Annotated in this window: 21 protein-coding genes; 11 read left to right on the forward strand and 10 right to left on the reverse strand. The window is 41.7% G+C overall.

The window, feature by feature from the left end:
- Nucleotides 1-20: 20 nt before the first annotated feature.
- The 9 genes from PLZ15_06040 to PLZ15_06080 all read right to left on the reverse strand — a co-directional run bounded on the left by PLZ15_06040 (nucleotide 21) and on the right by PLZ15_06080 (nucleotide 8,145).
- Nucleotides 21-959: a carbon-nitrogen hydrolase family protein gene (locus tag PLZ15_06040; protein HOI29307.1), complete on the reverse strand. Its 939-nt coding sequence runs from the start codon at nucleotides 957-959 to the stop codon at nucleotides 21-23.
- Between the two features lie 117 nt (nucleotides 960-1,076).
- Nucleotides 1,077-1,235, reverse strand: coding sequence for a hypothetical protein (locus tag PLZ15_06045; protein HOI29308.1), 159 nt, complete (start codon nucleotides 1,233-1,235; stop codon nucleotides 1,077-1,079).
- Nucleotides 1,236-1,246: 11 nt separating this feature from the next.
- Entirely contained in the window at nucleotides 1,247-2,263 is a 1,017-nt protein-coding gene (locus PLZ15_06050; protein HOI29309.1) for an FAD:protein FMN transferase, read from the reverse strand.
- A 58-nt stretch (nucleotides 2,264-2,321) separates the two neighbouring features.
- Nucleotides 2,322-3,560: an NADH:ubiquinone reductase (Na(+)-transporting) subunit F gene (nqrF, locus tag PLZ15_06055; GenBank protein HOI29310.1), complete on the reverse strand. Its 1,239-nt coding sequence runs from the start codon at nucleotides 3,558-3,560 to the stop codon at nucleotides 2,322-2,324.
- 12 nt (nucleotides 3,561-3,572) lie between these two features.
- Nucleotides 3,573-4,184 carry an NADH:ubiquinone reductase (Na(+)-transporting) subunit E gene (gene nqrE, locus PLZ15_06060; GenBank protein ID HOI29311.1) on the reverse strand — a complete coding sequence of 204 codons (612 nt, stop codon included), beginning with the start codon at nucleotides 4,182-4,184 and terminating at the stop codon, nucleotides 3,573-3,575.
- Between the two features lie 2 nt (nucleotides 4,185-4,186).
- Complete coding sequence (locus tag PLZ15_06065; protein HOI29312.1) at nucleotides 4,187-4,807, reverse strand: NADH:ubiquinone reductase (Na(+)-transporting) subunit D; 621 nt, start codon at nucleotides 4,805-4,807, stop codon at nucleotides 4,187-4,189.
- Complete coding sequence (locus PLZ15_06070; protein ID HOI29313.1) at nucleotides 4,794-5,600, reverse strand: Na(+)-translocating NADH-quinone reductase subunit C; 807 nt, start codon at nucleotides 5,598-5,600, stop codon at nucleotides 4,794-4,796. The genes PLZ15_06065 and PLZ15_06070 overlap by 14 nt, the downstream gene beginning before the upstream one ends.
- Nucleotides 5,590-6,792 carry an NADH:ubiquinone reductase (Na(+)-transporting) subunit B gene (locus tag PLZ15_06075; protein ID HOI29314.1) on the reverse strand — a complete coding sequence of 401 codons (1,203 nt, stop codon included), beginning with the start codon at nucleotides 6,790-6,792 and terminating at the stop codon, nucleotides 5,590-5,592. Before PLZ15_06075 ends, PLZ15_06070 begins: the two co-directional genes overlap by 11 nt.
- A 3-nt stretch (nucleotides 6,793-6,795) precedes the next feature.
- Entirely contained in the window at nucleotides 6,796-8,145 is a 1,350-nt protein-coding gene (locus tag PLZ15_06080; protein ID HOI29315.1) for a Na(+)-translocating NADH-quinone reductase subunit A, read from the reverse strand.
- Nucleotides 8,146-8,522: 377 nt separating this feature from the next.
- On the opposite strand from PLZ15_06080, the gene PLZ15_06085 reads away from it, so the two are divergent.
- The 5 genes from PLZ15_06085 to PLZ15_06105 are packed head-to-tail and all read left to right on the forward strand — an operon-like array spanning nucleotide 8,523 to nucleotide 13,619.
- A complete protein-coding gene (locus PLZ15_06085; protein ID HOI29316.1) occupies nucleotides 8,523-8,882 on the forward strand; it encodes a hypothetical protein in 360 nt (119 codons plus the stop codon).
- Nucleotides 8,883-8,927: 45 nt separating this feature from the next.
- Nucleotides 8,928-10,232 (forward strand): efflux RND transporter periplasmic adaptor subunit, encoded by a 1,305-nt coding sequence (locus tag PLZ15_06090; protein HOI29317.1) that lies wholly within the window; start codon nucleotides 8,928-8,930, stop codon nucleotides 10,230-10,232.
- 10 nt (nucleotides 10,233-10,242) lie between these two features.
- Nucleotides 10,243-11,004 (forward strand): ABC transporter ATP-binding protein, encoded by a 762-nt coding sequence (locus PLZ15_06095; GenBank protein HOI29318.1) that lies wholly within the window; start codon nucleotides 10,243-10,245, stop codon nucleotides 11,002-11,004.
- 2 nt (nucleotides 11,005-11,006) lie between these two features.
- Nucleotides 11,007-12,224 (forward strand): ABC transporter permease, encoded by a 1,218-nt coding sequence (locus PLZ15_06100; GenBank protein HOI29319.1) that lies wholly within the window; start codon nucleotides 11,007-11,009, stop codon nucleotides 12,222-12,224.
- A 60-nt stretch (nucleotides 12,225-12,284) separates the two neighbouring features.
- Nucleotides 12,285-13,619, forward strand: a complete 1,335-nt coding sequence (locus PLZ15_06105; protein HOI29320.1) for a TolC family protein — start codon at nucleotides 12,285-12,287, stop codon at nucleotides 13,617-13,619.
- A gap of 65 nt (nucleotides 13,620-13,684) precedes the next feature.
- On the opposite strand, the gene PLZ15_06110 is transcribed toward PLZ15_06105, so the two are convergent.
- Nucleotides 13,685-14,566 (reverse strand): aldo/keto reductase, encoded by an 882-nt coding sequence (locus tag PLZ15_06110; GenBank protein ID HOI29321.1) that lies wholly within the window; start codon nucleotides 14,564-14,566, stop codon nucleotides 13,685-13,687.
- A 148-nt stretch (nucleotides 14,567-14,714) separates the two neighbouring features.
- Between PLZ15_06110 and PLZ15_06115 the strand changes: the two genes are divergently transcribed.
- The 6 genes from PLZ15_06115 to amrB all read left to right on the forward strand — a co-directional run bounded on the left by PLZ15_06115 (nucleotide 14,715) and on the right by amrB (nucleotide 23,883).
- On the forward strand, nucleotides 14,715-15,416 hold the full coding sequence (locus PLZ15_06115; GenBank protein HOI29322.1) for a hypothetical protein: 702 nt from the start codon (nucleotides 14,715-14,717) through the stop codon (nucleotides 15,414-15,416).
- A gap of 133 nt (nucleotides 15,417-15,549) precedes the next feature.
- The gene (locus tag PLZ15_06120) at nucleotides 15,550-18,720 is read left to right on the forward strand and encodes a C45 family autoproteolytic acyltransferase/hydrolase (protein ID HOI29323.1); all 3,171 of its coding nucleotides are present in this window, start codon (nucleotides 15,550-15,552) and stop codon (nucleotides 18,718-18,720) included.
- 138 nt (nucleotides 18,721-18,858) lie between these two features.
- Nucleotides 18,859-21,258, forward strand: coding sequence for a molybdopterin-dependent oxidoreductase (locus tag PLZ15_06125; GenBank protein ID HOI29324.1), 2,400 nt, complete (start codon nucleotides 18,859-18,861; stop codon nucleotides 21,256-21,258).
- A 6-nt stretch (nucleotides 21,259-21,264) separates the two neighbouring features.
- Entirely contained in the window at nucleotides 21,265-21,882 is a 618-nt protein-coding gene (gene dmsB / locus PLZ15_06130) for a dimethylsulfoxide reductase subunit B (GenBank protein ID HOI29325.1), read from the forward strand.
- Between the two features lies 1 nt (nucleotide 21,883).
- Nucleotides 21,884-22,792, forward strand: coding sequence for a dimethyl sulfoxide reductase anchor subunit (locus PLZ15_06135; GenBank protein HOI29326.1), 909 nt, complete (start codon nucleotides 21,884-21,886; stop codon nucleotides 22,790-22,792).
- Nucleotides 22,793-22,815: 23 nt separating this feature from the next.
- The gene (amrB, locus tag PLZ15_06140; protein ID HOI29327.1) at nucleotides 22,816-23,883 is read left to right on the forward strand and encodes an AmmeMemoRadiSam system protein B; all 1,068 of its coding nucleotides are present in this window, start codon (nucleotides 22,816-22,818) and stop codon (nucleotides 23,881-23,883) included.
- Nucleotides 23,884-23,886: the final 3 nt, after the last annotated feature.

Here is a 23,886-nt window from a genome sequence, read left to right on the forward strand (position 1 = left end):
TGTTTTATAAAACGCTTTTTTCAGCGTAATGATTTTCTGTCAGCCGATAAAGGATCTTTCACAGTTTCTCCGCTGTTCAGCTTTCCGTTTATCGCATCCATCCTGAAGCTTTTGCTTGCATCGTAATACTTGTCTGTTAAATCGATATCCGAGATTAGTACTTCAGGAACGTTCAAAGAAGATTTGTTCTTGATTAATCCGTCCGGCGTAATAAAATGGCAGGGCCAGCTTTGAGGCGAAGAGGAGTTTGTAAGAGACATATAGAAAAAATTTACTCCAGCGTAAGCCTGTGCAGTAATAGGCATTATAACAGGGTGAATGCTTCCTTTACCCTGTCTGGCATTGTGAAATGATTGGAAAATAAGATCAACTCCAAGTTTCTTATACTCCCTGTAAAGTTCGGGGAAACGCAGGTCGAAACAGATTAGAAGCCCGCATTTAACACCGTTAATTTCGAATGTTACAAAGTGATCTCCCGGTGTAAAAAACTTGAGATCTCCGTCCGTGCAAAACCGTTTATCGTAACGGTCTATTAACTCGCCTGTAGAACTTATAAGATAGAGACTGTTGTGCGGCTTATTGTTTCCGCTCAGTCTGTGGATTGAACCGAGTAAAACAGTCAGCTTGAATTTCTTTGCGAGAGTCATAACCGAATCGGTAGCGCGGTAGAGCTCATCCCAGTTAAAGTTCTCATAAGAATCCAGATCAACACCCGCATAACCGGATAGAGCGCACTCGGGAAAGTGAATTATATCCGCTTTTTTTAATTTTGCCTCGATCATCTGCTTTTCAATCCATTGGAGATTTTCGGAAATATTGGGTGAAACGGGAAACTGACACGACGCAATACGAAGCTTACCGGTGTTCAAGTCGTTTAATTTATTCTGGGCTTCCGATTCATATGTTATCAAAGAAAGTATAAATAAGAATAATATGGCGTATGAGAATGAAGTCTTCATGAGAAAGTCCGTTCAAGTTTTTTATGACATGAATTTAATATAAGAAATGATAAAAAACATAAGAAGGTGTTCTAAAAAGAAAACGGCGGAATTGAATCCGCCGGCTTTAATTTATTCCTAATTTTTACAGCGGTGACTTTCTCCGGGAGTTTTATCGCAATGCCCTCCTCCGCAGCATGCTGAATTGCCTTTTTTATATTTGGAAAAGTGGAGAGCCAAACCCATTCCGGAGAATGCTATAATAAAAAGTATCGTTACAATTATTAACTGTGGCATATTAACCTTTCTTACTTTTCAAATAATTCAATGAATCCGGGTGATTTAATTTCTTCAAATCCGTTACCTTTCTTAACAATCATATAAACAGGGAGTTCCATATCAACGGCAAATTTGTATCCTCTTTCCGGACCCATAACGAAAATTCCGGTTGCTAGTCCATCCGCGCGCAAGCATGTTGCATCGAATACGGTAACCGAGGCAAGCTTATGTGTTATCGGCCGGCCGGTAACGGGGTCGATTGTATGGGAATAACGAATTCCGTTCTCCTCAAAATAATTCCAGTAATCGCCCGACGTAGCCATTGCCATTTCGTTTAAGGGAACAACCCGGTTTAATTCTCCCGATTGATTTGGTGTAGAGATCCCGATTTTCCAAGCTTCGTTTTTGTTGTTTAATCCCGAAACACGAACTTCTCCGCCGATCTCCACCATTATATTTGTATAGCCGAGGTCTTTTAAGAGTTCAACAACTTTATCAACTCCGAAACCTTTTGCCGTAGCCGAAAGGTCAACTTTTAATCCATTAATATTTTTTCTTACTGAAGGAGTATTTAAATTAACTTCAACCTTATCAAGCCCAATCAGTTTCATACTGGAGGAGATCTCCTCATCTGTCGGTATTTTTCGCGGCCTTTGATCGGGCCCGAATCCCCAGATATTCACTAGCGGCCCAACTGTTATATCAAGACTGCCGCCGGTTAATTTCCCGAGTCGGATAGATTCGTCAAGAACAAACGCAAAGTCGTTTGAAATATTAAACCACTCAGAACCAGTGTATTGATTAAACCGTGAGATTTCAGATTCAGGTATGTAAGTAGACATCTGATTATTTACTTCAACCAGGACCGAATCGATTTTTTTCTTTAGAGCATCAGGATTTATATCGGGTGAATTACCCCCGGCGACAATTTTAACAGAATAAGTTGTACCCATAGTTGACCCGGTTATAGAGATAAGATTATCTGTCCCGGCATCTCCGCAGGAAGACAAAAGAAGAAGGGAGATAACAATGAAAAACTTTATCATCTCCCTGCAATTGATATTTCTAATGACTGTTGTAATTCTAAACTCCTGATTAAATAGATTAACCGCCGAAATCATCGAGCAGAATATTTTCGGGCTCTATACCAAGATTATGCAGGAGATTCAGAACAGCCGAGTTCATCATCGGCGGACCGCAGATATAGTATTCACAATCCTCCGGAGCCGGATGATTCTTAAGGTAATTATCGTACAGAACCTGATGAATGAATCCAACGTAGCCAGTCCAGTTATCCTCCGGAAGAGGCTCGGATAAAGCCACATTCCATGTGAAGTTTTTATGTTCTGCTGTAAGCTTATCAAAATCCTCTTTATAGAAAATTTCTCTCACACTTCTTGCGCCGTACCAGTAAGTCATTTTGCGAGTTGAATCCAATCTTAACAATTGATCGAAGATGTGAGAGCGCATCGGGGCCATTCCGGCGCCGCCTCCGATAAATACCATCTCGTTATTAGTCTTTTTCGCGAAGAATTCTCCGTATGGTCCGGAGATGGTTACTTTATCGCCCGGTTTGAGCGCAAAAATATAAGAGGACATTTTCCCCGGAGGTAAACCTGGAGGATTAGCCGGAGGAGTTGCAACTCTTACGTTGAGCATGATCTTTCCGACTTCGAGAGGGAAGTTGGCCATCGAATAAGCCCGCACAATCGGTTCTGTAACTTTCGATTTGTATTGCCATACGTTATACTTATCCCATGCGTCCCTGTACTCTTCTTCTATAATGAAGTCTTTACTGAAGTCGAGTTCGTGAGGAGGCGCTTCGATCTGAATATATCCTCCTGCGCGGAAATCCACATTCTCACCTTCGGGCAGTTTTAATACAAGTTCTTTTATAAAAGTAGCAACGTTGCGGTTTGAGACTACCGTGCATTCCCATTTCTTAATGTCGAAAACTTCTGCCGGGACTTCTATTCTAAGATTATTTTTTACCGGAACCTGGCAGCTTAACCGGTAATGTTCGCGTATCTGTTTTCTGTTCAATTTTGATTTTTCTGTTGGAAGAACGTCGCCGGCTCCATCAGTAACAATGCATTTGCATTCGCCGCAGGTACCGCCCCCTCCGCAAGCCGATGGAAGGTAAATTCTGTTGTCGGCCAGTACATTCAGAAGCTTGCCTCCGATAGGAACTGTAATTGATTTTTCCTGATCGTCGTTAATATTAATCTTTACATTACCTGATGCAACAAGTTTCGATTTTGCAAATAAAATCAGTCCAACAAGGGCCAACACAATCAGTGTGAACATTACAACGCCGATAAATATTATGTTGATTCCGTCCATAGTAAGTAATCCTTATAATTGAATACCAGAAAAAAGCATGAATGCAATAGCCATTAATCCTACAGTAATAAACGTAATTCCAAGACCTCTAAGACCTTCGGGAACATTGCTGTATTTCATTTTTTCGCGTATACCGGCAAGGGCAATTACTGCAATTGCGAACCCCGCTCCGGACCCAACGCCGTAAACAACGCTTTCCGGGAAAGTATAATCGCGTTCAACCATAAATAGAGTTCCGCCGAGTATAGCGCAGTTTACAGTAATGAGGGGGAGGAATATTCCGAGCGCGTTGTAAAGCTTGGGAACGAATTTATCCAGCACCATCTCGAGAATCTGAACCATTGCAGCAATTACACCGATATATGTAATCAATCCGAGAAACGTTAAATCCAAATCGCCCAAACCGAGTGCTTTAAGCGCTCCTTCTCTTATAACATAATTATACAGAAGGTTGTTAACCGGCAGTGTAATGGCTTGAACTACGACAACGGCAATTCCAAGTCCAACTGCACTTTCGACTCTCTTAGAAATAGCAACAAATGTACACATGCCGAGGAAAAAGGCGAGCGCCATATTTTCTATAAAGACCGATTTAATAAACAGACTTAAATAATGTTCAAACATTGCTATGCCTCCTCAACTTGTGAAGGTTTCCAGGTTCGTATTGCCCAGATGAGCAGACCTATAATAATAAATGCGCTGGGGGAGAGGAGGAATAATCCGTTCGGATTATACCAGCCGCCTTCCGTGTTAAGCTGAAAGATTGTGTATCCGAGCAGCTTACCTGAACCGATAAGTTCACGGAAAAATCCGACGAATAAAAGGACGAATGAATAGCCGAGGCCGTTTCCAATTCCATCCAGAAAACTTCTTCCCGGAGGGTTCTGAAGCGCAAATGCTTCGGCTCTTCCCATTATAATACAGTTGGTAATTATCAACCCCACATAAACTGAAAGCTGCTTGCTTATATCGTACAGAAACGCTTTTATTATCTGGTCGGCTATAATAACCAGCGAAGCAATAATTGTCATCTCAACTATTATTCTGATGCTTCCCGGAATATGTTTTCTGATAAGACTAACCGAAAAATTTGAAATAGCCGTTACAAAAGTCACGGCAAGAGACATAACAATTGAGGTTTCCAGTTTTGATGTAACCGCAAGCGCAGAACAGATTCCGAGAATCTGCAATGCGATCGGATTGTTATTAAAAATAGGGTCGAGCAGTATCTCTTTATATCTCTTCATGGGAGCCACCTTCTCTAACTTTTTTGAGGAAAGCACTGTAGCCGTTTTCACCGAGCCAGTATTTTAATAAGTTGTCGACTCCGCGTGTTGTGAGGGTCGATCCCGACAATCCGTCTATCTGGTGTTCCGACGCAGGATTGCTTTTATCAACTTTTCCCTTGAGGACATCAATTATGTAGTTACCGTTTTCATCGAAAGCTTTTTTGTCTTTCCAGGTATTTTTCCAGAGAGGGTTATCTACCTCGCCGCCTAATCCCGGTGTTTCGCCGTGTTCGTAGAATGTAATCCCTTCAACTTTTTTCAATTCCTTATCAAATGAAATGAATCCGTATAGAGTGGACCAGAGTCCTTTTCCATGAACCGGGAAAATATATTTTTCGATTTCACCGTTATCATCAACAACCTCGTAGACAATCATATGCGTCGGTTTCCGTTTTATGCCGGCAATATCTTCTCCGGACGGAATGCTTGTACTGAGCTCGCTCATATTGCTTAATTTTTTTATATCGAAATTTTCCGGTTTAAGAAGTTCCGATTTCGATGCCGGATCGATAATATTTCCAGATTCAAGCTCAACGGTAACAGCTTTGATCAGCCTGTCGTAAAGTTCTTTCGGATTCTTGTTCTGATAATCTATTCCGCCGGCATTTAGTATATTTTTAATTTTATCGAGCTGTTTATTTTCAGCCTGTCTGGTGCCAAGGGAGACTGCGGCGGATGAAACCAGTATAGAACAAACGAGACATACTCCCAGCGCCACCTGAATCGTTTTTTTAGTGCTGTCAGACGACATTTCTCGCTAGCCTCCTTTTAATGTTTTGATTAATAAAGTATCTATCTATTATTGGAGCCATAACATTCATAAATAATATTGCAAGCATCATACCTTCCGGGAATGCCGGATTAATAACCCTTACCATGATTGTCAAAAATCCGATCAGGAAACCGTAGATGTATTTACCCTGTTCTGTCATAGCTGCACTAACCGGATCGGTTGCCATAAATACAGTACCGAAAGCGAATCCTCCAATTACGAGATGCCAGTAAATCGGCAGTTCGAACATCGGATTTGAGGTGCTTCCAATCGCATTCAATCCTAATGTTGTTAGAGTTGCGCCAGCCACAATTGAGAACATTATTTTCCAGGAGCCGACTTTACTTACTATCAGAATAACGGCACCAATAAGACATGCAAGTGCCGAAGTTTCTCCCATTGAACCGGGAATGAATCCTAAGAACGAGTCGGTCCAGGAATAGCTTGGTGTCATTGCGGGATCTGCAAATTGAGCCAATGCTGTTGCGCGGCTTAATCCGTCTACCGCAACCCAGACTTTATCGCCAGAAATCTCAGCCGGATATGCAAAGAAAAGGAATGCGCGGCCTGCAAGAGCCGGATTGAGAATATTCATTCCTACACCTCCGAAGACCTCTTTAGCAATCACAACACCGAATGTAACTCCCGCAGCAACCTGCCAGTAAGGAATGTTTGGAGGAAGTATAAGTGGGAATAAAAGAGATGTAACAAGAAATCCTTCGTTAATTTCATGTTTCCGGACAACAGCAAAGATTACCTCCCAAATTCCGCCGACAGCTATTGTAACTATATAAACCGGTAGAAAATAGAGTGCGCCGAAAATAAAATTGCCTAAAATGTTTGAAGGATCGAAACCGATTCCAATCCACTGAATAACCTGTGCCTGCCAGTGGGATGAACCTGCAAGGCCAAGTTCCTGTAATCCTAGATTTGCCTGTAAACCTGTATTATAACAAGCCATAAGAACTGCCGGTATAAGGGCAATAACAACGGTCATCATCATTCTCTTAAGATCAATCAGATCTCTTACATGCGACGCTGTTTTTGTAGGAGCGGCAGTAGTATAAAGGAAAGCATCTACCATTTCATAGATCGGGTAGAATCTCTCCAGCTTTCCACCTGAATGGAAATGTTTTTCCTGTTTTTCCAGATATTGTCTTAAAAGCTTCACGGATTAACCTTCCTTTTCAATAATTGTTAAATTTTCCCTTAGAATGGGTCCATAGTCTAATTTAGAAGGGCAGGCAAAAGTACAAAGAGCCAGATCCTCTTCGTCAAGCTCAAGGGCGCCAAGCTGTTCTGCCTCTTCAACATCTTTTACGGCAAGAGCTCTGAGAAGATAGGTAGGAAGAATATCCATGGGCATAACTTCTTCGAAGCTGCCGCTTGGAACAATTGCTCTTTTACCGCCGTAAAGTTCGGTTGTGAACTCATATTCCTTTGAGGGTGAAAGTTTAGAAAAGACAACATTCTTCATTGTGTAATTATTTATGAAAGGATTCAGCCAGCCGAGGAAATTGCGCTTAACTGGATTCGGGATTACCGAAATCTGCTGGTGAAATCTTCCGATATATGCTTCGGAGTCTACTGCGGCGCGGCCCGAAAGAACCGAACCCGAAATAGCTCTGAAGTTGGAATCGTTCAATTCGTTATTGATCAGATCTGAAATCGATGCGCCGCGGCGTGTTTTAATCAATCTCGGATTTTTTACCGAGGAGCCTGCGAACGATACTACTCTATCCGTCATGATTCTGCCGGTTACAAATAAATGTCCTATTGCAATCACGTCCTGTGCATTCAGATACCACACAAAACGTTTTCTGCCGACCGGTGAAAGAAAATGAATATGTGTTCCGGCATTTCCGGCAGGATGCGGACCCTGAAACTCTTCTACGGAAATCTGTGGTGAATCGATTACCGGTATTTTGGCTCCCGGCGACTTACAAACGAATACTTTGCCTTCGGTAAGCCTGGAGATTACTTCCAGTCCGTTCCTGAAATATCCTTCGTTCAAAGTGACTATTTTTTCAACCGAAGGAGCCAGAGGATTAGTATCCATAGCCGTAACAAAAATTGCGTGGGGAGTTGAATCGGGATCCGCTATTTTGCTGAAAGGACGGACTCTTATAGATGTCCATTCGCCCGATTCGATTAAGCGATGAACAACATCCTCGCGTGTAAGATTTTTCAGGTCGCCCTGATTTGTTACAGGGAATTTAATTTCCTCATTACCATTCAGCTCTATAACAAGAGAAAGGAAAATTCTCATATCTCCACGGTTAATCTCAACAACTTTTCCGCTTCCCGGAGATGTGAATTTAATTTTAGGATTTTTCTTGTCGGTGAAGAGTGGATCTCCGAGTTTAACGGTGTCTCCTTCTTTTACAAGCATTGTCGGCTTCATACCCGGATAGTCGTTACCCAGGAGAGCAACACGTTTTACATTATTAGAATTGGATATCTCCTGAACGGGTTTTCCCTTGATCGGCAGGTCCAATCCTTTTTTTAATTTGATTATTCCCATAATTATCCCAGATAATTCAAAAATAATGAGACAAACATAACGATTTATATCCGATTGTTAAAGTCAAACGTATATGTAAAAATGATTTCTGATTAAATTTATTGACTTAATAAGTTTCAATAATACTAATTAAAGAATGCATTAATAAATTGATCCTCTAATTTGATAATCGGAACAGCGTGCCGCTCTGTACAGTTTCCCGGCCGTATTTTTTGCAATTAATATTAGAATATTTTCAAATATTCATTAAACCTTCCTGTCTCTTTATTTGTCTTTATTAATAGTTTGCGGTAAAAAGTGTAGTTTTATTGAAAGACGACTATTAATTTTACCACTCGTTAATTAAGAATTAATTTAATAAAACATCAGGAGCAGACATGTCACGCAAATATTTTATGCTTGCACTTCTTTTCTTTGTATCCTTATCAGTTGTAATCGGACAGCCGAGAATGGATCCGAAAGAAAGAGTTAAAGAACTTAAAGAAAGATTAAATCTGAATGATAAGCAGACCAAGCAGATTGAAGATATTCTAGTTAAACAATCCGAAGAGATGCAGGCAATATTCAGCAGCGGCGGCGGAGACCGCGAAGCAATGAGAGATAAAATGATGAAACTCCGCGATGAATCAAACAAAAAAGTAGAAAAGGTTTTAAACGATAAACAGAAGGCCGAATACAAAAAATACCAGGAAGAGATGCAGGCAAGACGACAGCAGATGCGTCCGACGGGAAATTAATCGTTAGCGGTCAAATTGATAAATTAATTCTATTAAGGCAATGTAATGAAAAAGAAATATTTTATTTACGGCATAATCGGTATCGCCGTTATTGTTACGGCTTTTCTTCTTCTCAGCAAAGGGGAATCGGAGGAAAGCAAATTTTCGTTTGTAGAGGTTAAAAAAGGTAAAATAACAAATGCTATTACAAGTACAGGCACGCTCGAAGCGCTCTCTACAGTAGAAGTCGGAACACAGGTCTCCGGAAGAATTGCAAATTTGTTTGTAGATTTTAACGACGAGGTAAGAAAAGGAGAGCTTCTTGCTCTTATTGATACCACACTTCTTGCCGCCCAGGTGAGAGATCAGCTTGCAATTCTTGAGCGAACCAAAGCTCAATACAACGAAGCACTTGCAAAACACGAACGGAATAAAAAACTATTCGATAAGAAATTTATTTCCGAACTCGATTTTATTGCATCCAAAACGGCGATCGAATCCGCTCTGGCTTCTCTTAAGTCCGCCGAGTTCGCTATCGAAAAAGCCAGGACCAATCTTGAATATGCTTTCATAACCGCTCCGATCTCCGGCAAAATAATCAACCGGAACGTTGAACAGGGTCAGACGGTTGCCGCAAGCCTTTCCGCTCCAACACTTTTTACAATGGTGGAGGATCTTTCGTCGATGAGGATTCTGGCAAATGTTGATGAAGGTGATATAGGCCAGATTAAAGTGGGCCAGAAGGTTTCTTTTACTGTTCAGGCGTTTCAGGATAAAAAATTCGAAGGGGAAGTATCTCAGATCAGATTAAGCCCTCAAACAATCTCGAACGTTGTCAATTATACTGTTGTTGTAACCGCTGATAATAAAGAAAAGTTACTGCTTCCGGGAATGACAGCTACTGTCGATTTCTATGTAGCCGAAAAGGAGGATGTGCTTATCGTTCCTAATGTTGCGCTCCGCTTTACACCGCCCGACGAAATGATGGAAGAATATACTAAGAGAATGGAAGAAAGATTAAAGAATATGCCCGATAGTCTGAAGAACAGAGGAATGGGTATGGGAATGGGTCAGATGGGCGGACAGGGTGCCGCATCCGGAATGAACTTCCAGAGAAGCGGACAGCAGGGAAGCAGAAACAGAAACTTCGGAAGAGTCTGGTATCTCGATGAAGATGGAAAGCTTGCTATGGGTATGATGTCACTCGGTATTACTGACGGGAAAAACACCGAAATGGTACGAAGCAGAAATATTACGGAAGGAATGCAGCTTATAACCGGAGTTGTTGAAGCAGATACAAAGACAAGCAATTCTAATCCATTAAATCCGACACAGCAGAACAGGACTCCGGGTTTTGGTAGAGGATTCTAAGGAGGTTATCTTGACTAGAAATATTATCAGGACTTCCGGCTTATCCAAAACATATACAATTGGCGAGGTTGAAGTTCATGCGCTGCGTAAGGTTGATATTGAAATAAAAGAAGGGGAGTTCGTTGCTATTATGGGTGCGTCGGGCTCCGGTAAATCTACCTTGATGAATCTCCTCGGCTGTCTTGATCAGCCGACTTCAGGTGAATACTATATTGATGGAAATAATACGAGCAAATTCTCTCCAAACGAATACGCTGCAATCAGAAATCATAAGATCGGTTTCGTCTTCCAGGGTTTCAATCTTCTTTCAAGAACTACGGCTCTTGAAAATGTTGAACTGCCTCTTTTATACGACAGGTCTCATCGCTTTAAAGATCCTGTTGAAAAAGCCGTTAAAGCACTCGAAAGAGTTGGGCTGGGCGACAGAATGCACCATGTACCGAGTCAGCTTTCCGGCGGACAGCAGCAGAGGGTTGCTATTGCACGCGCTCTTGTAAATGAGCCCTCTCTAATACTCGCAGATGAACCAACGGGAAACCTTGATAGCCGGACTTCAATAGAAGTTTTCTCGGTGTTTCAGGAGCTTAATGATGAAGGGATTACTATCGTTCTTGTAACACACGAGAGGGATTTCGCGCTGTTTGCTAAAAGAATAATTGAGCTCAGGGATGGAAAAATTATTCAGGATGTCGCGATTAAAAACCGGCTCTTTGCAAAAGAGGAATTGAAAAAGATGAAGGAAGATTCTGTTATTCAGGTTGAGGAGGATTAATTATGCAGGTGAAAAATATTTTAAAGGTTGCTATAAGAAGTATAATGAAATCGAGAATGAGAAGTCTTCTTACTGCTCTTGGTATCATTATCGGTGTTGCCGCAGTTGTGGTGATGGTTGCTATTGGAGACGGCGCACAGAAGCAGGTTGAAGATCAGATAGCTTCTCTCGGCTCAAACCTGATCGTAATTACACCCGGTGCTTCACTTAGCGGCGGAGTTAACCGCGGCATGGGAACATTTAACCGCTTCACCTTCGATGATGTTGACCGGATCAAAGACGAAGCATCACTTATAAGTGGAGTAACTCCGATTGTAAGATCCGGCGGACAGATAATCGGCGGAGTGGGAAACTGGTTTACTCAGGTCCAGGGCGTATCGCCGGATTACCTCGAAATCAGATCATGGAAACTTAAGTCGGGCGAGTTCTTTACCGAGCGTGACGTTCTTGCAAGATCTAAAGTCTGTGTACTCGGCTCAGAAGTCGCGAATAATCTTTTCCCCGATGATGACCCGATTGGTCAACAGGTTAGAATCCGTAATGTTCCGTTCAGAATTATTGGTGTACTTACTGAGAAGGGACAGACTTCGGTTGGTACAAGCAACGACGATATTATACTCGCTCCTTCAAGAACAGTTCACGAGAGATTATCGGGCGGAAGATTTATAAGCTCCATTCAGGTAAGCGCTCTCACACCGGAACAGATTCCGAAAGCCAAAGAGGAACTGAGAAGAATTATGAGAGACGCTCATAAATTAACCCAGGGTGAAGACGATGATTTTACTATTCAGGACCAGGCGGACTTAGCAACAGCCGCAACTGAAACCTCGAAAATTCTTACTATCCTTCTCGGATCTGTAGCAGGTGTTTCGCTTATTGTCGGCGGTATCGGCATTATGAATATTATGCTTGTTTCCGTAACAGAACGAACCAGGGAAATCGGTATAAGACTTTCGATCGGTGCTCGCGCATCGGATATCCTGATTCAATTTCTTACCGAAGCTATTGTATTAAGTCTTGCAGGGGGGATTCTGGGAGTGGCCCTCTCCTTCGGCGTTGCTTATATATTGAATAATTATACGAGCCAGGTGGCTAACATTCAACCCGAAATTATTCTTCTGGCTTTCGGATTTGCCGGCGCAATCGGTATCTTTTTCGGATTCTATCCCGCAAGAAAAGCATCCAGACTTAATCCGATTGATGCATTAAGATATGAATAAGAATTCAAATGGATCGGCTTATGCCGGTCCGGTTATTACAGAAAATATTAGAGATCTAGAATGAAAAATTACAAATACTATCTTCTTTTTATTACAACCTTTCTTCTGTTTACAACTTCTTTCGGACAGAAAAAATTAACTCTGAACGAGGCGATTTCAATCGCGCTTAACAGCAACACAAATCTCGTAAAATCACAGAACACTCTCCTTACCACCGAAGCGAGTGTAAAAAATGCTTACGGGGATCTACTGCCGTCTCTCGGAATTGGCGGTTCATGGGGATGGTCGAGAACCAATGACGACGGGGGTACTCAGCTCGATTTCTTCGGCAGGGAACAGATTATTCCGGCATCGCAAATCGATTCCAGGAGTTATTCACTCTCGGCTAGCGGAAATGTCACTCTCTTCAATGGCTTGTCGAATTACGCCAATATCAAACAGAAAGAGACAAATCTTAATTCTGCACTTTTCGACCTAGACAAATTGAAACAGGATATTATACTTCAGACCGCCAGCTTATATTTCTCGATTATAAGTTACGAGCGACTTCTCAAGTTCCAGGAGGAGAATTATACTTATAATAAAAATCTGACCGATAAAATCAGGGAGATGCTCGATCTAAATATGATTACCGTCTCGGATGTATATGCCCAGGACGTACAAACGGCAAATTCGGAACTCGCGTTCCTCCAGGCGAAGAACAACTATGAAAAAGCAAAAATAAATCTTCTCAAATATCTCACGCTCGATATAACGGGTGAATATACGTTTGAAGCTCCGCAGTCAGTTAATTTTAATTATTTCGATTCTCGTGATGATCAGACAAAGTTATTTGAAGCCGCGTTAAAAAGTAGAAAAGATTTTCAGAGTCAGAAACTTAAACTTGAAAGCGCGCAGTATCAGCTCACTATTTCCCGCTCCGGATTATTTCCAACGGTGAGCGGAAACTACCGGTATTCTACAAGCGCCATACGACCGGGGGATCTTTTTAACCGGAGAATTTTCAGTATGGGGCTTTCATTAAACTTTTCTATTTTTTCCGGATGGAATACCGAGTTTGCAATTCAATCTGCAGAAGTTCAGATAAAAAATGCAACCGAGGATCTGAATGCTCTTGAAAAAGAAATCCGGGCACAGGTTAAAAATACATTGCTGGATCTGGAAACCGCGAAGACTCAGGTAGAAGTAACAAATAAAAGCCTAATATCCGCGCGCTTGAACTGGAATATGAAACGAGAGAATTATGAACTCGGCTCAGCTACATTTATTGAAATGCAGCAGTCGTACAGGGATTATCTTCAGGCGCAGAATAATGATATTCAGGCTCAGTACAGCTATTTCACAAAACAATTTGAATTGATGAATGTTCTTGGCCGGCTTAATACTGAATTTTAATTGATATCGGAAAAACAGAAAACCCCGGTAATGCCGGGGTTTTTTATTTTAAATGATGATTTGAATTATGGAATGTCCCGCCCTCTTGCTGCTGTCCAGACCCGGAACCATTCCTCCCGCGACAGTTTAATGTTAACTCCTTCGATAGCGTTTTTAATTCTTTCAATCCTGCCGCTTCCTAAAATTAGAACAAAGTTAACCGGGTGAACAAAGAGCCATGCGGCGGCAATCGGTTCAATTCCGTTTGTTCCGTAATTGTATGCAAGCTCGTTCAGAACGGCTCGTGTTCTTAACGCACTTTCACTCTCCTCGTAGAAAATTCTTCCTCCTGCAAAAGGAGACCAGACCATCGGAACCACTTTCTTCTGCTGAAGAAAATCGATGTTGCCGTTATCAAAATGCTCGTGATTTAATACTGAAACTTCTATCTGATTTGTAGTCAGAGGAAACGGAAGCCGAGATTGAAGTAGATCAAACTGATGAGGCAGAAAATTCGATACTCCGAAATGTAATACTTTACCTGAAGCTTTTAACTCGGTAAAAGCCCAGGTTGCTTCGTCGGCATTCATTAAAGGATCCGGACGGTGAATAAGAAGCAGATCAATGAAATCTGTCCCCAGATTCATGAGTGAGTTTTCAACAGATTTTATAATGTGGTCTTTACCCGTATCGTAATACTTAATTTTCCGCTCCGGATATTTTGATGATGTAAGTTTAATACCGCACTTGGTAACAATTGCCATCTTTTTGCGGAGGGATGGATTCGATTTTAGAACTTCTCCGAACAATCCTTCGCATTCGTAATCGCCGTATATGTCGGCATGATCGAAGGTATTAATCCCGAGATCGATTGAGCCGGAAATCAGTTTCTCCAAACCGGATCTGGAATAATTCCAGATTTTCGCCCGCCACAATCCAAGCGCTGTTCTTGATAGTAAAGGATTCATTAAATCTCCGGTGAAAATTTAATACAAAAATAGAGTTTATAGGAAACTTTCCTAATTATTTATCGTCTATATTTATGTGTTGAAATTGAATTATAACAAAATTATTTTTTGTGCGGGTATTGCTTAAAGGAAAACCAGCGTGGTTTATATGAAAAAAATATCGCTTTTTGCTCTTCTTGTCCTAATAGTCTTCGTAAACAACTCGTGTTCTGTTTCGGACAGATTCACATATGTAGCTCCCGAATATAAAAATTTGAACCAGTCCGGTGTTCAGATCCTTATAATGCCGTTTATCTCATCTCTGCTGGAAAATGACCAGCTTGCTGAATTTATCAACAGAAAAAACGCATCCAAGCAGATGCTCACATCAAAAGAGATTGAATTAATTGATAATTATATCCCAGTATTGTTATCAGAGAATACTTTTGCAAAAATTGTAAAAGCAAATAAGGAATCAATTAAATCGCCTCTAAAATTCGAATACAAATCCCCCGGAAACGAGTTCGATTCAACTCAATTAGTTTATATTCCGGATGTAAGGGGATTCTCATACGAGGAGAACATTCCTAATTATCTTTTCTTTGTTGAAGATGCTTACTTTAATAAGAGCGGCGACGAAAAAGGAGTGACGATGGGCCGCGGCTCCGAATCCTTCTTTGTTATGGTTGCCGGCATTGAATATCTTCTCTGGGATAATCTTAAAGGAAGGGTTGCGGCTTTCGGAAAACTGCAGGCTAAACAGAAACTTCTTTCCCTCCCGAATAAGGAATCCTATCTGGCAATCCTGGAAACTTTTGTTGTTGATCTGCTGAGCCAGAGCCCTCTCGCTCAGAAAAAAGTTTATTTCTGACCTCTGTTTATAAATTTTCTATTAATCTGAAAACCGGGCAATCAAACAGTATTTGATTGCCGTTTTCACTTTCAAATCATATATCATTATCCCTATTTTTACCCCCAACTTATAATAATATTTCGGATGCCAAATGAGAAAACAAATTATCTTTTTGTTGTTAGCATTCTTTTTTATTACCTGCGGAATAATGCCGGCGCAGAAAAATCTTATCCCTCTGAAAAATCCCGGTTTCGAAAAATCAGGCGGTTCGGGGAATGCGGAAAACTGGTCGGTAATTGCCGGCTCAATAGTTAATCTGAACAATAAAGTTTTTTATTCGGGTTCACAGAGCCTTCAGATGAGTCATGATCAATGGAATCAGAGCACAATTCTTTCGGAAGAGATAAATCTAAAAGTTGGACATGTATATAAACTGAGCGGATGGATTAAAACAGAGAACGCTTACACAGATCCTATCGATCAGTATCCGACTCCTGTTGCTGCGTGTTTAACTATGGAGTCTTTCCCATTTACAAACAATTCTCCTTCCGCCGGATCGACAAGAGACTGGCAGAAAATTGAAGTAATGTTTGTTGCGACGAAAGCAAAAGATAACGTCCGGCTCAATTTCGGTTACAACGGAAAAGCAAAAGGTAATGTCTGGTTCGATGATATTGAATTAACTGAAGTAACGGATATCTCGGAGTATATCCCTCTGGAAACCGTTAAGTGGTATGGCCCTGCGTTCAGGTACGAGGATAAAGGATGGATCTTTGTCCATATCGAAGGAAAACCTTACCAGAGAGGTTATCAGTACGGATATCTTCTCGCCGATGAAATAAAATTGTTTATCGAAAAACTCGCGGTTAATTATAATAGCTCAGATCCTCAGGGCGGATGGAACCGTACGAAATTTCAGGTGGACGCTATGCTCCTTCGCAAGTACGATGATGAATATCTGACGGAGATGAAAGGAATTGCCGACGGCGCAGCAAAGAACGGCGCTAAAGTCTTTGACCGTCCGGTAGATCTTCTCGATATAGTGGCAATCAATTCATCAATCGATCTCGATTATATGCAGAGCGCTCTGCGCGTTACTCCCAATCCTCTTACCGGAAAGAGTTTTTTATCAAACGAGGAAGAACTTTCCATCCAGGAACGGCTTCATAAATGTTCTGCTTTTCTTGCGAACAACTCCGCTACAAAAGACGGAAGAATTGTTTACGGTCAGATCTTTATGTGGGGCGGTTATACAGGTTATCACTGGAATGTTATAGCAGATGTTCAGCCCTCGGAAGGGAACCGGCTCGTCTATCAGACTTATCCCGGCGGAATTCATTCGGGTGCAGATTTTTATATGAACAGCGCCGGAATTATGCTCGGAGAGACAACCGTACAGCAGACTCCTTTTAATCCCGATGGAATACCGCAATCGAACAGGATACGTAAAGCGGCGCAGTACGCTAACAGCATCGACGATGTTGTAAAAATTATGACTGAAAAGAACAACGGAATGTATACCAACGATTGGCTTATTGGCGATGTTAAGAGAAATGAAATCGGAATCCTGCTTTTAGGTACATACAAATGGAAATTGTGGAGAAGTTCGAAGCAGGACTGGTACGGCGATGCGAAGGATTTTTACTGGAGCAACAACAACAACAAAGATCTTGAGGTTAGGAAAGAGTATATACAGAATTCCGATGAATCGCCCGCGGATATTATATGGCGTCCCGCCAACCGTGATATTGCGTTCTGGAATTTCTATCAGGAAAAGAAAGGGGAGATTGACCAGCATGCGGCATTCGATCTCTGGAATTCCTCGCCTATCAACAGGCCTCACGCTTGCGACGGAAAAGTAACCACTTCCGAAATGGCCGAGAACCTGATGTTCTTTGCTCATAACGGAAAAGTAACTCTGCGCGAGCAGTTCGTAGGTGAAAACGGACGGATGCCCGATCTGCCGAACTCTGTACCCCGGTTTACATTGGGTTATACAGTTGCAAATCCGGTTTATGTAGCCAACCGCCTGAAAGAATTGAAAGATAAAATGCCGGAACAACCGACCGTTAAGAATTTATCGAATCAGTTCAGCGATGTTAAAGATGTTTATTCTTTCAGTAAAGAAGGATTATGGAAAGGAACAGTGTATCCAGCCGGTAGTAAGGAGAACTGGTTTGTCAGCGCAACATCATCATATTATAATTATTTAAGACAAATGCCTTCGTCTCCGCAACCGGCGTTTAATTATTCTAAGGATGAACTGACAGAACTTAATTACCGACTCCTCTATAATATTAATAAAGAAGGAAACCTAGCCCCGTTAAATGCTTTGACCGTTTATGATAGATATAATAATTACCAGATACCGAGGATAAAAGGAACCTATCTTCTTCATCAGTTAAGATTATTACTCGGCAATGATACGTTTTCCGGTTTGATGAACAGTATTCATAACGAGTTCAAAGAAAAAAATATTTCCAACGAGCAGATTATTAGGATTGCCGAAAAATCAACCGGGAAAAAGCTGAATGATTTTGTTATGCAGTGGCTTGAAAGAGAGGATCTGCCGGCGCTGACTCTCTCTGCGGAAACATGGCAGGTTGACGATCTCTGGAAAGTAAAAGTGAATGTTAAACAGGATAATAAACCGTACCGCTTTTTTACGACTATTGCCATTGAAAACGGTAAAGAGAGAATTCTTAAACTGATAGAGGTTGCAGATGCTGACCAGAGTTTCGACTTTCTGGTGAGGGAAAAACCTTCCGCAATACTTTTCAATTATGGAAATGATGTTCCGGTTCAGCGGAGTAATTATTATACATCCCAGAATTTCTTCGATGATTACGCAAACGTCCGGATAATCTACGGAACTTCTCAGCAGATAGAAGCCAATCATACTATCGGTCTTCGCTATCAGAAGATGGTTGCAGATAGATTCACCGAAGTTTTTCAGCCCCTTATTAAGGATAGTGAAATCTCTCGTGATGATCTGGCAGTGAACGATCTGATAATTCTCGGAGGGCCTTCGGAAAATTCCTTTGCCGCCGATATTTTCAAGAAATTAGGTTTGGAGTGCGGAAAATATTTCTTTAAATGGAACGGTCAGCTTTACAATAATAATGACGATGGGCTCTATTTAACTTATCCCAATCCGTATAATCCCGCGAAGACAATCTACATCTTCATCGGGAACAGCGCGCAGCAGTTATATCAGATGACCAAAGCGCATCAGACAATGCCGGCGTGGGCATTATTTAAAGGAGCCGGAATTGTTAAGAGAGGTTATTACCCGGTAGATCAATTTGAAATAAAATTATAATAGTGAATAATCCGGCTCCATGATGGAGCCGGTTTTATTTTATCATCAGTAATAATAGAAATCAGTATCAGTAGCTTTCATCTTTAATTTCAATCAGCTAAGTTGCATAGGAATTTAATACCGGTATTTTCAAATCAGATGAAAGAAAGGGAAGAAAGCAGTAGTAATCCGTTCGGTTTATCGAGACGTGAATTCTTAAAATGGTCCTCGGCTCTCGGCGCAACCGCGCTTACAGCCGGCGGAATCTCCGGTGTTGTTACCTCGTTCGAATCCAAGACACGCCCCTTTGTTTTTGCCGACAGAATAGTCCGCACAGGCTGCCCGGCTCATAACTGCGGCGGACGATGCCTCCTTAAAGTCTATGTTAAAGATGAAAAAATAATCCGCATTGAAACAGACGACCGTCCCAGCGATTCAATTGAAGACCCCCAGCTCCGTGCCTGCATTAGAGGCAGAGCTTATAGAAAGCGCCAGTATCATCCCGACCGCTTGAAATATCCTTTAAAACGAGTAGGCAGAAGAAGCGAAGGAAAATTTGAGAGGATTACATGGGACGAGGCCTACGATAAAATTGTAAACGGGATTAATAGAATCAGAAACACCTACGGCAACAGCTCTATTTATGTCCCTTACGGTACGGGAAGTTATAATCAGGTAAACGGAAGGCAAACCGCTGTTCGTTTATTCAACCTGATCGGCGGTTCACTCGGATTTTATAACAGCTACAGCTGGGCAGCTATTTCTAAAGCAACTCCTTATGTATTCGGAACAAGCGTTACCGGTAATCAAAGGCAGGACTGGGTCAACTCCAAATACATTATTATGTGGAGCTGGAATCCGTGCGAAATGCGCGATGGTACTAACAGTGAATTCTTTCTAAAAAAAGCTAAAGAGAACGGCGCTAAAATTATCTGCATTGATCCGAGAATGTCTATGAGTACCGTTGCTCTGGCTGATGAGTGGATCCCGATCCGGCCCGGCACCGATGTCGCAATGATGAGCGCAATGGCCTATGTGATGATTACGGAAAATCTCTATGATAAAAATTTTGTGGATAAATACTGCGTCGGCTTTGATTCTTCTCAAATGCCCGAAGGACTCGAAAGGGAAGAGAGTTATAAAGATTATATATTAGGCACCCGCGACGGAATACCCAAAACTCCTGAGTGGGCCGAAGAGATTACAACTGTACCCAAAGAAACAATAATACGTATTGCGCGGGAATATGCAACCGCAAGACCCGGGATGCTCTATCAGGGCTACGGAATGCAGAGGCGGGCTTTCGGTGAAACTTCAGTAATAGCCGGGTGCGTACTGGCTGCGTTGACCGGAAATATCGGAATACCGGGTGGCTGTGCAAGCGGTATCGCTCTTCAGGCAGATGACGGCGGTCCGTTCTGGAATGTCTTTCCAACCGGCACCAATCCGGTTAAAACAAGAATTCCTACATTCCTCTGGACCGAAGCAGTACTCCGCGGAAAGGAAATGACAGCCGCGGAAGGTGTGGTTGGCGCCGAAAAACTTGATAACGATATTAAACTGATCTATGCGGTTGCAACTAACGCTCTTATTAATCAGCATGCCAACGTAAACAGAACCGCGAAAATTTTAGAAGATGAAAAATTGGTAGAGTTCATTGTAGTACATGAACAGTTTATGACGCCTACGGCAAAGTTTGCCGATATAGTTCTACCGGTTTGTTCTCAATTTGAAGTATGGGGACTGGAAGACGGATGGAAATACGGCGACGAAGTGATTCTAATGCCGAAAATTGTTGATCCTCCTTTCGAGACTAAGAGCGATTACAGGATCTGTTCAGAAATTGCCGAAAGGTTCGGTGTTAAAGACCTCTACACCCAAGGCAGGGATGAAAAAGGGTGGATTGAATGGTCGCTTGAAGAATACCGCAAAACCCGTTTCCCAAACGTTCCCTCTCTCAAAGAATTTGAAAAGAGCAACACTGGAGTTTATTCACTTCCGATTACCGATCCCAAAATTGCTTTCAGGGATTTCCGGCAGGATCCAGTAAAAAATCCTCTTAAAACTCCTTCAGGAAAGATTGAAATCTTTTCCAGGACACTATTCGAAATGAATTCCCACGGCACAATTCCGCCTGTTCCAAAATATATTCAGGAATGGGAAAGTCCGTTCGGCCAAGAGGCCGGAAGTTATCCGCTACAGGCACTCGGCCATCATTATATGCCGCGCGTTCACTCGACTCACGATAATAATGAATGGACCGACGGGGCTTTTCCGCAGAGAGTCTTTATCAATCCGATCGATGCCGCCGACCGTAGCATTGAAGACGGCGACGAAGTAAAAGTTTTCAACGATAGAGGAACAATAATTATTAAATGCCGTGTAACCGACAGGATACTTCCGGGAGTAATTGATATTCCCCAGGGCGGATGGTGGACTCCCGATGAAAACGGAATTGACAGGAGGGGATGCATAAACGTTCTGACTTCCGAAAAATGGACGCCCCTTGCTTTTGGAAATGCGCAACATACAATTATGGTTCAGGTGGAGAAAGCATAAATAATTATGGGCAGACAGTATGGATTCTATATCGATACAAGCAGATGTTCCGGCTGCAAAGCTTGCCAGGCCGCATGCAATGATAAACATGATTCAGCTGCAGGAGTATTATGGCGCAGAGTTTACGAAGTGAGCGGCGGTAGCTGGATTCAGGAAGGAAATTCCTGGAAACATAACATTCTTGCTTACAATATCTCGATGGCATGCAATCATTGCGAAGATCCTGTCTGCGCAAAAGTCTGTCCGGCTAAAGCAATCTTTAAACGCAAAGACGGAATCGTACTGATAGATGAAAAAAAATGTATCGGATGCAGATATTGTGAATGGGCGTGTCCCTACGGATCCCCGCAGTACGATCATGATAAAGGCGTTATGTCCAAGTGTACTCTCTGTTACGATTATATTGGCGATGGTAGAAACCCGTCCTGCGTAGATGCCTGCCCGATGAGAGTTCTTGAATTCGGAGAGATGAATGACCTCCGGAAAAAATACGGAGAGATAAGCGAGATTCATCCTCTGCCCGATAAGAATTTAACCAGACCGGCTATTGTAATTAAACCGCATAAGGATTCAATCAGGATAAAGGAGAGTAATCTGAAGGTGAATAATAAGGAGGAGGTATAGCATGCATCTGGTAGAATGGCCCCTCATATTATTTACATTAATGATTCAGATGTCTGCGGGCGCTTTCATGTTTCTGGGTATTCTTCGCGAAGTTAAATTCATGAAACTAGACGAAGGAGTCTTCTCGGTAGCAGGCCGACCAATATTAAATGTTACCGGATTTATTCTCCTCCTTTCTGTAATTATTGCGGCATTTCATCTCGGATCGCCTCTAAACGCATTCAATGCTCTCAATAATCTGGAATCATCCTGGCTCAGCAGAGAAATACTTTCTTTAATTCTCTTCTTATTCAGCGGCACTATCTTTCTTATCTACTTTATGAAAAAAGGAACCGGGGGAAAAATAATTTTTATCCTTGCGCTTATAACTGTCCTGCTCGGATATATTACAATTGCTTCAATGTCTCTCATCTATATGCTCGAGACCGTACCGGTGTGGAACAACTTCTTTACACCGCTCTCGTTTGTAATGACATCATTGATTCTGGGAAGCGGTGCTATACTTCATGCAATTAATATTGTTATGAATAAGGAAAAATATTTCTCGCGCCTTAAAGAGTTTCAATCCGGAAATCTCGCGGACACTTTCAGTAAGATTTCGAAATTTATTCTCATACTGCTTTCAATTCAGTTAATAATTATTATTTATCAGCCGGTTTATCTTTCAAGCGGTGCTTCTAACGATAGTTTCAATTTACTTATTAATGATAACATTTTTCTTCTGCTATTCCGGATACTATTCATCATTGCCGCCATCGTCTGGCTTCTTTTAATTCTGAAGAAGAATAGAATGGATGGTAATGTTTTGATACGGAAAAAATACTATGCTTTCTATTTCGGAATCCTGTTGATACAGGAGTTAATCGGCCGTTATATTTTCTACGCTATCTATTCAAGGATCGGTGTCTGACAATTACAGGATGTTAAAACGCTATGAGAATTAAACTGCTCGTCATAATATTTGTTTTGTTTTTTAATTTACCCGGCTTTCTCTATTCGCAGTCGGTCCGGCCGGTCAGGGATGATGTGGGATTCTGCTGGAGCGCGGAAGAGATGAATTCATTTATGAATTATCTATCAGGTGAATTGAAAATTGAAAACGGTTCAGATAAAAATCTGATCGGCGGAATCTCGGTGCATGATGATTATCTCTACGCCGGCAAAGTATATTATCCTCTATTCAGCCGGATAAGAACAAAAGAAGTAGTTGTATTCGGAGTAACACACGGAACCGTCCGGAAAGAGTTGAACGATCCATCCGATGTTCTGATTCTTGACGAATACGACGAATGGACCGGGCCTTACGGCAACGTTAAAGTATCATCTTTAAGAGATGCGATTAAATCGGAACTCGATAAAGAATTTGTGATGACAAGTAACAAAGCTCATCAGATAGAACATTCGATCGAGGCTCTAATTCCTTTTCTGCAATACTTCAATCCCCACGTTAAAATTACACCGGTTATGATTCCACAGATCCCTTTTGACAGGATGAAGATAATAAGTGAAAAATTATCCGCTATAATTCTTAAATATATTAAGGAAAACCGGCTTGAAATCGGGAAGGATATTTTATTTCTGATCTCAAACGACGCAAATCATTACGGTGAGGATTTTGGCAATTCACCATACGGAATGGATGCGGCCGCGCACAAAAAGGGAACCGTTAACGACATTAGAATTATCAATGAGAATCTGGACGGAATTATTGATAACGATAAAATAATTAACCTTACAAAAGAGCTCTGGCCCGCCGTCACCTCAAATCAGGAACTTCCTTTATGGTGCGGAAGATATCCGGTTGTTTTCGGACTGATGACCATAAATAAAATTGTTACTAATCTTAAAGGAAAAGAGATCGAAGGAGTTCTGTTCAAATATTCGGATACATTTACAGAAAAAGTTCTACCGTTCCGCGACTCGGGAATGGGATTAACCGCGCCTTTCTCCTACCGGCACTGGTGCGGATGGTTTTCACTAGGACTCTATATTAATAATTAAATC

Source organism: Melioribacteraceae bacterium (genome assembly GCA_035362835.1).
Lineage (GTDB): Bacteria > Bacteroidota > Ignavibacteria > Ignavibacteriales > Melioribacteraceae > DSXH01.